At 72.5% G+C, this 11,797-nt stretch carries 11 protein-coding genes and 1 pseudogene; 2 read left to right on the top strand and 10 right to left on the bottom strand.

The window, feature by feature from the left end; translation table 11 throughout:
* Nucleotides 1–504: DUF6069 family protein (locus CWIS_RS13375; RefSeq protein ID WP_369796584.1), on the top strand; the 504-nt coding region annotated here is incomplete at its 5' end.
* Between the two features lie 119 nt (nt 505–623).
* Here CWIS_RS13375 and CWIS_RS13370 read toward each other — a convergent pair.
* From CWIS_RS13370 to CWIS_RS13345, 6 genes are all read right to left on the bottom strand, one after another.
* Nucleotides 624–1,733 (bottom strand): branched-chain amino acid aminotransferase, encoded by a 1,110-nt coding sequence (locus tag CWIS_RS13370; protein WP_048343799.1) that lies wholly within the window; start codon nt 1,731–1,733, stop codon nt 624–626.
* A gap of 70 nt (nt 1,734–1,803) precedes the next feature.
* Entirely contained in the window at nt 1,804–2,868 is a 1,065-nt protein-coding gene (locus CWIS_RS13365; RefSeq protein WP_048343798.1) for a 3-isopropylmalate dehydrogenase, read from the bottom strand.
* Nucleotides 2,869–2,953: 85 nt separating this feature from the next.
* Nucleotides 2,954–3,388 carry a hypothetical protein gene (locus CWIS_RS13360; RefSeq protein ID WP_053071735.1) on the bottom strand — a complete coding sequence of 145 codons (435 nt, stop codon included), beginning with the start codon at nt 3,386–3,388 and terminating at the stop codon, nt 2,954–2,956.
* Nucleotides 3,389–3,515: 127 nt separating this feature from the next.
* Nucleotides 3,516–4,544, bottom strand: coding sequence for a ketol-acid reductoisomerase (gene ilvC / locus CWIS_RS13355; RefSeq protein ID WP_048343797.1), 1,029 nt, complete (start codon nt 4,542–4,544; stop codon nt 3,516–3,518).
* Between the two features lie 80 nt (nt 4,545–4,624).
* Nucleotides 4,625–5,149, bottom strand: coding sequence for an acetolactate synthase small subunit (ilvN, locus tag CWIS_RS13350; RefSeq protein WP_048343796.1), 525 nt, complete (start codon nt 5,147–5,149; stop codon nt 4,625–4,627).
* Between the two features lie 96 nt (nt 5,150–5,245).
* A complete protein-coding gene (locus CWIS_RS13345) occupies nt 5,246–7,132 on the bottom strand; it encodes an acetolactate synthase large subunit (RefSeq protein WP_048343795.1) in 1,887 nt (628 codons plus the stop codon).
* Nucleotides 7,133–7,560: 428 nt separating this feature from the next.
* Here CWIS_RS13345 and CWIS_RS13340 point away from each other — a divergent pair, with 428 nt between their 5' ends.
* Nucleotides 7,561–8,208, top strand: coding sequence for a hypothetical protein (locus CWIS_RS13340; protein WP_053071734.1), 648 nt, complete (start codon nt 7,561–7,563; stop codon nt 8,206–8,208).
* Here CWIS_RS13340 and CWIS_RS13335 read toward each other — a convergent pair.
* The 4 genes and pseudogenes from CWIS_RS13335 to CWIS_RS19530 all read right to left on the bottom strand — a co-directional run.
* Nucleotides 8,205–9,203, bottom strand: coding sequence for a hypothetical protein (locus CWIS_RS13335; RefSeq protein ID WP_048343794.1), 999 nt, complete (start codon nt 9,201–9,203; stop codon nt 8,205–8,207). The two genes, CWIS_RS13340 and CWIS_RS13335, sit on opposite strands and share 4 nt — an antisense overlap.
* Complete coding sequence (locus tag CWIS_RS13330; protein ID WP_048343793.1) at nt 9,200–10,240, bottom strand: ABC transporter ATP-binding protein; 1,041 nt, start codon at nt 10,238–10,240, stop codon at nt 9,200–9,202. The genes CWIS_RS13335 and CWIS_RS13330 overlap by 4 nt, the downstream gene beginning before the upstream one ends.
* A gap of 108 nt (nt 10,241–10,348) precedes the next feature.
* Complete coding sequence (locus CWIS_RS13325) at nt 10,349–11,359, bottom strand: ABC transporter permease subunit (protein WP_053071733.1); 1,011 nt, start codon at nt 11,357–11,359, stop codon at nt 10,349–10,351.
* A pseudogene (locus CWIS_RS19530) lies at nt 11,356–11,797 on the bottom strand (ABC transporter ATP-binding protein); the annotation flags it as partial. The gene CWIS_RS13325 and the pseudogene CWIS_RS19530, both read right to left, overlap by 4 nt.

The following is an 11,797-nucleotide window of genomic DNA, read 5'->3' as shown; positions in this document are numbered from 1 at the left end:
CCCGCCGTGACCCCGGCCGGCTCCCCGGCCGGCGCCGTTCCCCCGGCGTGGGCACCACCCGGGCCGACGCCGCCGCCACGGTCGCGAGTCGTGCTGCGGGCCGGCCCGTTCTGGGGCGGCGCGTTCGCGACCGCGCTCGTCGCCGCGCTCGTCGGCGTGGTCGGCGTGCTCGTCCTCCAGTCGATCCTCGACGTCGACCTCGTCGTCAAGGACCCCGCCGGGGTCGAGAACGACTACCTCGCGTACGGGCTCGCGGGCTTCGTCGCGGCGATCGCCGCGGCCGCGCTGCTGCACCTGCTCGTCGTCTCGACGCCCCGCCCTCGCGCGTTCTTCGGCTGGATCCTCGCGCTCGGCATCGTCGTCGCGGCGTTGCTGCCGCTGACGTGGACCGACGACACGACGTCGGCGCTGTGCACCGGTCTGGTCAACCTGCTGATCGGTGTCGCGATCTGGTCGCTGCTGTCCGGCGTGCTCGCGCGCACGACGGCGGTCGTCACGACCTGAGGCGGTTCACGACCTGAGGCGGTTCACGACCTGGGGCGGTACGGACCTGGGGCGGTACAGCACGACGAGAGGGGACGCCCGGGTAGGTGCGTCCCCTCTCGTCGTCGTGCTTCGTCGCCTCAGACCAGGCGGTGCAGCCAGCCGTGCCGGTCGGCCGCGCGGCCGTACTGGATGTCGGTGAGCTCGGCGCGCGTGCGCATCGTGACGGGGCCCGCCCCGCCGTCACCGACCGTGAGGTCGAAGTCGGTGCTCTTGAGCCGCCCGATCGGCGTGATGACCGCGGCGGTGCCGCACGCGAACACCTCGGTGATCGAGCCGTCCGCGAGGCCGGCGCGCAGGTCGGCGAGGGCCACGGGACGTTCGTCGACCTCGTGCCCGGCGTCGCTCAGGAGCTGCAGGATCGACGAGCGCGTCACGCCCTCGAGGATCGAGCCCGACACCGGTGGCGTGACCACGGAGCCGTCGGCGTGCACGACGACCACGTTCATCCCGCCGAGCTCCTCGAGGTACGTGTTCGTCGACGCGTCGAGGAAGCACACCTGCTCGCAGCCCTGGTCGTACGCGAGCTGCTGGGGCAGCAGGCTCGCCGCGTAGTTGCCGCCGCACTTGGCCGCACCCGTGCCGCCCGCACCCGCGCGGTGCAGCTCCTGGTCGACCCAGATCGCCACGGGCTTGACCCCGCCGGAGAAGTACGGGCCGACGGGCGAGGCGATCACCAGGTACTCGACCTCGAGCGAGGGCCGCACGCCGAGGAACGGCTCGGAGGCGTACATGAAGGGCCGCAGGTACAGGCTCGTCTCCTCGCCCGTGGGGACCCACGCGAGGTCGGTGCGCACGAGCGCCTCGATCGAGCCGAGGAAGTCGGCCTCGGGCAGCTGCGGCAGCGCGAGCCGGTACGCCGACCGCGCGAAGCGCTCGGCATTGGCCTGCGGCCGGAACGTCCAGACCGAGCCGTCGGCGTGCCGGTACGCCTTGAGACCCTCGAAGATCTCCTGGCCGTAGTGCAGCACCGCGGTGGCGGGGTCGAGCTGGAGAGGGCCGTACGGCTCGACGCGGCGGCTGTGCCAGCCGTCCGCCTGCGAGTAGGACACGCGGGCCATGTGGTCCGTGAAGACGGTCCCGAAGCGCGGCGCGGCGAGCAGTTCGGCTCGTTCGTCGGCGGGGACGGGGTTCGCCGACGCGTGCACCTCGAAGAGGTCGGCCGACGTGGAGGAAGCGACGGTGCTCATGGTGGGGCCTTTCACCTGGGACTGGTCTGACGGTACCCGGCGACGGCCTTCGGTGGGACGGGGTGCGACCTCAGCCGGCGACGCGCGCGGCGAGGTCCTTGCCCACCTCGGCCGTCGAACGTACTCGCTCGGCGGAGCCGCGCTCGGCCAGGTCGGCCGCCACGGCGTCCTCGACCGTGCGGGCCTGCGAGTGCAGGCCCAGGTGGTCCAGCAGGAGCGCGACCGACAGCACCGTGGCCGTCGGGTCGGCCTTGCCCTGACCCGCGATGTCGGGCGCGGAGCCGTGCACGGGCTCGAACATGCTCGGCGCCGTGCGGTCCGGGTTGATGTTCGCGCTGGCCGCGAGGCCGATACCGCCCGTGATGGCCGCCGCGAGGTCCGTGAGGATGTCGCCGAACAGGTTGTCCGTGACGATCACGTCGAACCGGCTCGGGTTCGTCACCAGGAAGATCGTCGCGGCGTCGACGTGCAGGTAGTCGACCGTCACGTCCGGGAACTCGGCGTTGACGGCCTCGACCGTGCGGCGCCACAGGTGGCCGGCGTGCACCAGGACGTTGTGCTTGTGGACCAGCGTGAGCTTCTTGCGCGGACGCGCGGCGGCACGGGCGAACGCGTCACGCACGACGCGCTCGACGCCGAACGCGGTGTTGACGCTGACCTCGTTCGCGACCTCGTGCGGCGTCCCGACGCGGATCGCGCCGCCGTTGCCGACGTACGGGCCCTCGGTCCCCTCGCGGACGACGACGAAGTCGACCTCGCCGGGGTTCGCCAGCGGTCCGGTCACGCCCGGGAAGAGCTTGCCGGGGCGCAGGTTCACGTAGTGGTCCAGGGCGAAGCGGAGCTTGAGGAGCAGGCCGCGCTCGAGCACGCCCGAGGGGACGCTCGGGTCGCCGATCGCGCCGAGCAGGATCGCGTCGTGCGTGCGGATCGCCTCGAGGTCGGTGTCCGTCAGCGTCTCGCCGGTGGCGTGCCAGCGGCGAGCGCCCAGGTCGAAGTCCGTCGTCGCGACCCCGACGCCCGAGCCCGACAGGACCGAGTCCAGGACGAGCAGGCCCTGCTCGACGACCTCGGTGCCGATGCCGTCTCCGGCGACGACGGCGAGGTTGATGTCACGGGCGGTGGCGCTGCTGCTCATGTCCTGAGCCTAACCGCGCGTCCCATTCCCCGGACTGTCCATCTCACGATGCGGCCACAGGCACCGGCCGCCGCAGGGGGCCCCGTCAGTCGATCGCCGGCGTCGGGCCGCGCGTCGGGTAGACGAGCTCGTAGCTCTCCTGGACCGACTCGTCGGTGACGGTCACGGCCGTCGTGCGGACCAGGGCGCGCGGCTCCCCCGCGCTGTCCAGCACGATCGCGAGGTCGCCCACGCGCGGCAGCTCGTCGCCCTCGCCGAACTCGTCGCGCGCGGTGCTCGCCGACGTGCGCTGCTGCGCGAGGATCGCGCGCACCGCGTCGTCGGCCTCCGCGCCTTCGCCGTACGAGAACGACGGCGGCGGGACGACGTCCAGGGGCACCGCGCCGACGACCCCCTCGAGCTTGCCGAAGCCCACGTGTCCGCGCGCCGCCTGCCAGAACGCGGTGATGCGCTCGTCACCGTCCGTGGCGATGTCGGCGTGCTCGTCGGCCGGGTCGACCGTGTCGTCGTACGTGCTCATGCCACACCCCTCGTCGCCGGACCGGTGCGCCCATCCTGCCCGACGAACGCGTCCGGCACGCGCGGGGACGACGAGAGCGCGGCACCCGAGTCTGGGCGCCGCGCTCTCGTCGTGCGTGAGGCTCAGGTCAGCGCGCGGCGCTGCCCTCGGTGTAGTCCGAGTCCGACGGCTTGACCCACGCGAACAGCTTGCGCAGCTCGCGGCCGACCGGCTCGATCGGGTGGTTCTGGCCCTTCTCGCGCAGCGCCTTGAACTCGGGCGCGCCCGCGTCCTGGTCGTTGATGAAGCGCTCCGCGAACGCGCCGGACTGGATGTCCGCGAGCACCTGGCCCATGTTCGCCTTGACGTCCGGCGTGATGACGCGCGGGCCCGAGACGTAGTCGCCGTACTCGGCCGTGTCGGAGACCGACCAGCGCTGCTTGGTGATGCCGCCCTCCCAGATGAGGTCGACGATCAGCTTCAGCTCGTGGAGCACCTCGAAGTAGGCGACCTCGGGCTGGTAGCCCGCCTCGGTCAGCGTCTCGAAGCCGTACTGGATGAGCTGCGAGACGCCACCGCACAGCACGGCCTGCTCACCGAACAGGTCGGTCTCGGTCTCCTCGGTGAACGTCGTCTTGATGCCGGCGGCACGCAGGCCACCGATCGCCTTGGCGTACGAGAGCGCGAGCTCCCACGCCGAGCCCGACGCGTCCTGCTCGACCGCGACGATGACCGGCACGCCACGACCGTCGACGTACTCGCGACGCACGAGGTGACCCGGGCCCTTGGGGGCGACCATGAGCACGTCGTGCCCCGCGGCCGGCTTGATGTAGCCGAAGCGGATGTTGAAGCCGTGCCCGAAGACGAGCGCGGCGCCGTCCTTGAGGTTCGGCTCGATCTCGTCGCGGTAGACGATGCGCTGGACCTGGTCCGGCGCCAGGATGACGACGACGTCGGCACCCGCGACGGCCTCCGCGACCGTGGCGACCTTGAGGCCCTGGTTCTCGGCCTTGGCGCGGGACGGCGAGCCCTCGCGCAGGCCGACGGTGACGTCGACGCCGGAGTCGCGCAGGTTGAGCGAGTGCGCGTGCCCCTGGCTGCCGTAGCCGACGACGGCGACCTTCTTGGACTGGATGATCGACAGGTCGGCGTCGTCGTCGTAGAACAGCTCGGCCACGGTGGGTCTCTCCTTCAGGTGGACGTTCGGGGATCGAACGGTGAGGCAAGCACGCGAGCGTGCGTCTGGACGGTGGTCTATCAGGCGGAGCGCGAGACGCGCTCGAGCGCCCGGTCCGTGATCGAGCGGGACCCGCGGCCGATGGCCACGGTGCCGGACTGCACGATCTCACGGATCCCGAACGGCTCGAGGGCCGACAGCAGGGCGTCGAGCTTGCCCGGCGAGCCGGTCGCCTCGATCACGACGGTGTCCGGCACGACGTCGACGACGTGCGCGCGGAACAGCTGGACGACCTCGAGCACCGAGGTGCGCTGCGTGACGTCGGCCTTGACCTTGACGAGCAGCAGCTCGCGCTGGACGGACGCGGCGTCCTCGAGCTCGACGATCTTGATGACGTTGATGAGCTTGTTCAGCTGCTTCGTCACCTGCTCGAGCGGGAGCTCGTCGACGTCCACGACGACCGTGATCCGCGAGATCTCCTCGTGCTCGGTCGGGCCGACCGCGAGCGAGTGGATGTTGAACGCCCGGCGCGCGAACAGGCCGGCGACGCGCGTGAGCACGCCGGGCTTGTTCTCGACGAGCACGGACAAGGTGTGGCGGCTCATGTCAGTCCCCTGTTCCCGTCGGTCGGCCTGAGGCTGCATTCCGCTGCAGCCGAGCGCCTTGCTTCGCTGCGGCCCTCAACTTCCGCTGCATTCCGCTCAGTCCTCCCGGTCCCACGCCGGGGAGATGCCCCGCGCGTACTGGATGTCGTCGTTGCTCAGGCCTGCCGCGACCATCGGCCACACCATCGCGTCCCGCGAGACGGTGAAGTCGACGACGACCGGCTGGTCGTCGATCTCGAGCGCGCGCTTGATCGTCGCGTCGACGTCCGCCTTCGTCTCGCAGCGCAGCCCGACGCAGCCGTACGCGTCCGCGAGCTTGACGAAGTCCGGGATGCGCACGGTGTCGTGGCCCGTGTGCAGGTCGGTGTTCGAGTACCGCGACTCGTAGAACAGCGTCTGCCACTGGCGCACCATGCCCAGCGAGGAGTTGTTGACGACCGCGACCTTGATCGGGATGTCGTTGATCGCGCAGGTCGCGAGCTCCTGGTTGGTCATCTGGAAGCAGCCGTCGCCGTCGATCGCCCAGACCGTGCGGTCCGGCTCGCCGACCTTGGCACCCATGGCCGCGGGCACCGCGTAGCCCATGGTGCCCAGGCCGCCGGAGTTGAGCCACGAGTTGGGCCGCTCGTACTTGATGAACTGCGCGGCCCACATCTGGTGCTGCCCCACGCCCGCGACGTACGTCGCCTCGGGTCCGGTGAGCTCGCCGATGCGCTGGATGACGTACTGCGGTGCGAGGTGACCGTCGGAGGGCTCGTCGAAGCCCAGCCCGAACGTCTCGCGCCACGCGTCGAGCTGGCGCCACCAGGCCTCGAGGTCCGGCTTGCCGTGCTGCGCGTGCTCGCGCTCGAGCTCGGGCAGGAGGTCCGTCAGGACCTCGCGCAGGTCGCCGACGATCGGCACGTCGACCGCCTTGTTCTTGCCGATCTCCGCGGGGTCGATGTCGGCGTGCACCACGGTCGCGTACGGCGCGAACGACGAGAGCTTGCCGGTCACGCGGTCGTCGAACCGCGCACCGAGCGCGACGATCAGGTCCGACTTCTGCAGCGCCGCGACTGCCGCGACCGTCCCGTGCATGCCCGGCATGCCCAGGTGCTGCGGATGGGTGTCGGGCAGCGCGCCGCGGGCCATGAGGGTCGTGACGACCGCGGCACCGGACGCGTCGACGAGCGCGCGCAGCTGCGCGGCGGCCCCGGCCCGGATCACTCCGCCGCCGACGTACAGCACGGGCCGACGCGCGGTCGCGAGCAGCCGCGCGGCCTCGCGGATCTGCTTGGCGTGCGGCTTGGTCACCGGGTGGTACCCGGGCAGCGAGATCTCCTGCGGCCACGTGAACGTGGTCTGCGCCTGCATCGCGGACTTCGCGATGTCGACGAGCACCGGGCCCGGGCGCCCGGTCGACGCGACGTGGAACGCCTCGGCGATCACGCGCGGGATGTCGTCGGGGTCCGTGACGAGGTAGTTGTGCTTGGTCACGGGCAGGGTGATGCCGACGATGTCGGCCTCCTGGAACGCGTCCGTACCGATCATCGCGGCGCCGACCTGCCCGGTGATGGCGACCAGCGGGATCGAGTCCATGTTCGCGTCGGCGATCGGGGTCACGAGGTTCGTCGCGCCCGGCCCGGACGTCGCCATGCACACGCCCACGCGGCCCGTCGCGGCCGCGTAGCCGGTGGCCGCGTGCCCGCCGCCCTGCTCGTGACGCACGAGGATGTGGCGCAGCCGGGTCGAGTCCATGAGCGGGTCGTACGTCGGCAGGATCGCGCCGCCCGGGATGCCGAAGACGACCTCGGCCCCGGCCTCCTCGAGCGAGCGGACGATCGACTTCGCGCCCGAGACCTGCTCGACGACCTTCGTCGGCGGGACGGGCTTCGTCGACGGGACGGCGGGGGTCGGGACTGCGGGCGCGGGCCGCGCCGTCGCGCCGACCACGGCGGGGCTCGCGGGCATCCGCGGCGGTGCCGGGTGGGGGCCCTGGACCATCGGTGTCTCCCTGCTGCTGGTTGCGGGGTGCTGCGTGGTGGTGCTGGTGGTGCCGGTCAGTGAGAGTCGGTCGGTGAGAGCAAGTCGGTGAAAACAGAAAACCCCTCGCGTCGGGCTGCTGCCGACGGTGCGAGGGGTGAGCGCGCTGACGAAGCCTGGACTGCTGGCCTCAGCCGGCGCGCTCAGGAAGTACTACGAGGATCGTCTGCACGGAGGCGAGGTTACGCCTGCGTCGGTTGCATGTCACGTCCCCGCCACGCCGTCTCACATCGTGGCTCACGTGCCCGCATAGCGGATAGGCTCCGAGCTCGTCAGGCCCGTCGCGCGCTCCTGGCCTCGCCGCCGGACGCGAGGTCCTACGGTGACAGCGGAGAACGGATGGCGGCCGGCACGCAGGTCCGGCACGCAGCTCGAGCGACGGAGGACGCATGCGCACGACGAGCCCGACCGCCCGACGGTGGGCGGCGCCTGTCGCGGTGCTCGCGGCGGCCACGTTCACGTTGGCCGGCTGCGGCGCGTCCGACGACGACCAGGCCGGGACGCCGTCGCCGACGCCGACCCTCGTGAGCACGCCGACGAGCACGCCGCCCACCCCGGGCGCGTCGACCGAGCCCACGTCTCCCCCGACGTCGGCGCCCACGGGCGGCGCCTTCACCGCGCCGGGGACCGAGCTCTCGCAGCTGCCGCAGGACGGCCGGCTCACGGTCGTCGACGTGCGGATCGGGGTGCACGACGGCTACGAGCGCGTCGTGTACGAGCTCGCGGGCGAAGGGCTGCCCGGGTGGCGCGTCGGCTACGTCGACGAGGCGGTCGACGACCCCAGCGGCGAGGTCCTCGACGTCGCCGGCGACGCGACGCTGCAGGTCGTCCTCCTCGGCACGGCCTACCCCATGGACACCGGTCACGACGAGCTCGACCACGACGTCATGGGGACCGGCGGTGTGCAGCAGGTGACCCGGCCGCTGACGTTCGAGGGTCAGACGCAGTCGTTCGTCGGGCTCGACGCGCAGCGACCCGTCCGGATCACGCTGCTGGCAGACCCGGTGCGCGTCGTCGTCGACCTGCAGACGCCCTAGCTCACGTCGCGCACGCGGAAGACGAGCGCACCCAGCCCCACGCACACGAGTGCGACCGCGAGCAGCACCAGCCCGCCCTGCAGCTGCGTGACGACGTGCTCGACAGGCCCGCAGACGTCCACCCCGACCTCGTCGACCCAGCACGACTCGACCGCGTACGTCGTCCCGCCGTCGAGCCAGGCGCGCAGGTTCGTCGCGAGCGTCCACGCGGAGCTGGTGGGGACGATCGTCGGCAACGCGGTCTCGATGCCCGCCACCCACCACACGACCAGGCCGGTGACCCCCGCGGCGTGCCGCAGGGCGAACGCGAGACCCACCGCGACCGTCGTGGCCCACAGGCCCGCGACGAGCGCACGAGCCGCGGTCTGGGCGAACAGCGCCGCCGCTGCGCCGTCGCCGGACTTCAGCGCGTCGTTCCACACCAGCACGCCGACGATCCCGGCCGCGGTCGAGGCGAGCGCGACGAGCGAGACGACGACCGCCGCGACGAGCGAGGCGCCCAGGCGGCTCAGCAGCACGCGTCCGCGCCGGGGCGCGAACGTCAGCCACGTCCCGAACGCTCCGGAGGCGAAGTCGGCAGACACCAGGCTGACGCCCATCACGAGCAGACCCACCACGAGCAGCCAGCCCACCGGGCCGAACCGCGCGTCGACCGTCTCGACGAGGCCCGGCCGGTACGGCAGGAACCCCTGGACGAGGAACTCCTCGAGCGTGGGCTGCACGTCCAGCCGCTCGCAGTCCCAGTCCGCCACCGTGTCCCTGGCCTGGTTCCGCTCGCACACCGCCCGCTGCTCGTCGTGGTCCTCGAGCCAGAACTCCAGGTAGTCGGCGTACGCCGCCTCGCCCTCAGCGACCTGCGCCGCCGACGGCGGGCGGGTGTCGTCCCAGGCCGCGATGACGAGCCCGAGACCCGCGACGACCAGGATGATCGCCGTCCCCCACACCACCGAGCGGGCCCGGACGCGCGCGAGCTCGGCGCGCAGCAGCGCCCTCATCGGGTCTCCTGGTGCGAGCGGCTGCGCAGGCGCCGCTGCGTCCCGCCGACCCCGACGTCAGCGGTCAGCTCGAGGAAGACCGACTCGAGATCGGCGCGGACCGTGCGGATCTCGTGCGCGAACACCCCGGCACCGGCGAGCACCTCGTTGACCCGCGCGGCGTCCACGCCAGTGACGTCCGAGCCGGTGGCGTCCGAGCCGGAGGCTTCCACGCCAGTGTCCCTGGCGGTGGCACGCGCGCCGTCACCGCGGCCGACGAGGAGCCCGTCGCCCTCCGGCTGCACCGTCCACCCGCGCGCCGTCAGCACCGGCACGGCGGCCGCGACGTCCGCGACCCCGACCCGCACCTGACCCCGGCCACGCACCAGGTCCCCGACCGCACCCGCGGCGACGAGGCGCCCGCGCGCGACGATCGAGACCGTGTCGGCGACCTGCTCGACCTCCGCGAGGATGTGGCTCGAGACCAGGACGGTGCGGCCCTCGTCGGCGAGCGCCCGCATGGTCTCGCGGATCTCGCGGATCCCCGCGGGGTCGAGCCCGTTCGTCGGCTCGTCGAAGATCAGCAGGTCCGGGTCCTTGAGCAGCGTGGCCGCGATCGCGAGGCGCTGCTTCATGCCGAGGGAGAACCGGCGGAACGGGTCGCGTGCGCGCTCGCGCAGCCCGACCCGCTCGAGCACGTCCTCGACCGTGGTCTCGGGCACCTCGATGGCCGTGGCGAGGATCCGCAGGTTGCGGCGCGCGGAGAACATCGGCACGAACTTCGGCTGCTCGACGATCGCGCCGATCCGGCCGACGACCTCGGGCAGCCGCTCGGGCACCGGCCGGCCGAACAGGTGGATCTGCCCCGCGTCCGGACGCGCCAGCCCCAGCAGCATCCGGATCGTCGTCGTCTTGCCCGAGCCGTTCGGCCCGAGGAAGCCGTGCACACCGCCCGCCGGCACGTCGAGGTCGAGCCCTTCGACCGCGACGACCTGCGAGAGGTCGAACCTCCGGTAGGTCTTGCGCAGGCCACGGGTCGAGATGGCCGGTTCGGTCATGCTGATGGGGGCCTCCGGGGTCGTCCCTGGTGACAACGGCGCGCATCCCGGCGCGCGCGAGCCGGGCGGGCAGGGTTCGCCCGAACGGCGCAACGGTGCTCGCGCAGGTCAGGACACGTCGCGGCGGCGGAACACGAGCCAGGCGACGGCGACGGCGACCACGCCGACGACGCCGAGCACGACCGCTCCGTGGGTCTGGCTCACGACGTGCGTGACCGAGTCGCAGACCATGGCGTTGCCCTGGTCGGGGTCCGGTGCGCACCTCTCGACCCAGTACGTCGTGCCGCCGTTGACCCACGCGTCGACGTTGAGGTTGAGCAGGTAGGGCCGCAGACCGGGGACCATGGCCGCGACGTAACCCTCGACGACCGCGACCCAGCCGACGATCGCGCCGAGCACGGCGGCGGTGTGCCGGAGCAGGAACCCGAGCGCCCCGCCGAGCAGCGCGACCCCCACCACCAGGGCGGCGGTGCGTCCGCCGACCTGGAGCAGGTCCGCGACGGTGCTGGTGCCCTCCCCGCGGCTCGCGGGAGCGTGCATCGCGTCGTTGACGGCGAACGCCGCCCACGTCCCGCCGACGAGCACCGCGAGCGCGACGAGCGCGGTCGGCAGCGTCCCCAGCGCCGCGGCGGTGAGCTTGCTCGCGTACACCTGGCCGCGCCGCGGGGCGAACGTGAGCCAGTTGCCGATCGAGCCCGTGGAGAACTCCGCCGCGACGAAGCTCGCGCCCATGACGAGTGCGACCAGGGCGAGCGGGAGCGCGATGCCCGTGACGACCCCGAGCGCGTCGGAGTCGAAGTAGTGGCGGTACGGCAGGTAGTCCGCGAGCGTCGGCTCCCAGGTGCAGCCGCTCACGAAGTCGTCGGGCTTCTCGTCGGGGAAGTCCTCGAAGTACTGCTGCTCCTCCGCGAGGCAGGTCTCGAGATCCTCGGGGCTCATGGGCTCGAACGCGTCGACCTGCTCCTGCGCGAACGCGATGTCCTGCGCGCTGGGCGGGCCCGAGGCCTGCCACGCGGAGTACGGGCCGAGCAGCGCGAGCGCGAGCGCGCCGCACGCGAGCCCCCACAGCAGCGCTCGGGAGAAGAACCGGGAGAGCTCGGTCAGCAGCAGGCGGGTCATGCCGCACCCCCCGCGGAACGACGACCGTGCTGGTGGTCGGGCGCATCGGGCGCTCTGGTCCCTGGCCCTTGCCCGGCCGTGAGCTCGAGGAACACCGACTCGAGGTCGACGCGCACGGGCACGAGCTCGTCGACGAACAGGCCCGCGCGCGCGAGCACCTCCGTGATGCGCGCGCCGCTCGGCGCGCCGTCCACCAGCAGGTGGTGCCCGTCGCGGCGCACGGCCCAGCCCTGGGCGGCGAGCAGGTCGCCCGCGGTGCCCGGCACCTCGACGCCGACCCGCACGGTCGTGCCGGCCTGCCGCCCGATGAGCTCGGCGACCGTGCCCTGCGCGACGAGCCGACCGCGCGCGACGATCGAGACCGTGTCGGCGACCTGCTCGACCTCGGCCAGGATGTGGCTCGAGACCAGGACGGTCTTGCCGCGGTCGGCCAGGCCG

This window comes from Cellulomonas sp. A375-1, assembly GCF_001040865.1.
GTDB classification, from domain to species: Bacteria; Actinomycetota; Actinomycetes; order Actinomycetales; family Cellulomonadaceae; genus Cellulomonas; species Cellulomonas gelida.
Note: the sequence above shows the minus strand (reverse complement) of the source record. Positions and strands in the feature narration are given on the sequence as shown.

Excerpts from the sequence above, each read along its gene's own strand:
- CWIS_RS13370 (WP_048343799.1), bottom strand. The coding sequence starts at position 1,733 with ATGAGCACCGTCGCTTCCTCCACGTCGGCCGACCTCTTCGAGGTGCAC.
- CWIS_RS13330 (WP_048343793.1), bottom strand. The coding sequence starts at position 10,240 with ATGACCGAACCGGCCATCTCGACCCGTGGCCTGCGCAAGACCTACCGG.
- CWIS_RS13325 (WP_053071733.1), bottom strand. The coding sequence starts at position 11,359 with ATGACCCGCCTGCTGCTGACCGAGCTCTCCCGGTTCTTCTCCCGAGCG.
- CWIS_RS13365 (WP_048343798.1), bottom strand. The coding sequence starts at position 2,868 with ATGAGCAGCAGCGCCACCGCCCGTGACATCAACCTCGCCGTCGTCGCC.
- CWIS_RS13345 (WP_048343795.1), bottom strand. The coding sequence starts at position 7,132 with ATGGTCCAGGGCCCCCACCCGGCACCGCCGCGGATGCCCGCGAGCCCC.
- CWIS_RS13335 (WP_048343794.1), bottom strand. The coding sequence starts at position 9,203 with ATGAGGGCGCTGCTGCGCGCCGAGCTCGCGCGCGTCCGGGCCCGCTCG.
- CWIS_RS13360 (WP_053071735.1), bottom strand. The coding sequence starts at position 3,388 with ATGAGCACGTACGACGACACGGTCGACCCGGCCGACGAGCACGCCGAC.
- ilvN (WP_048343796.1), bottom strand. The coding sequence starts at position 5,149 with ATGAGCCGCCACACCTTGTCCGTGCTCGTCGAGAACAAGCCCGGCGTG.
- CWIS_RS13340 (WP_053071734.1), top strand. The coding sequence starts at position 7,561 with ATGCGCACGACGAGCCCGACCGCCCGACGGTGGGCGGCGCCTGTCGCG.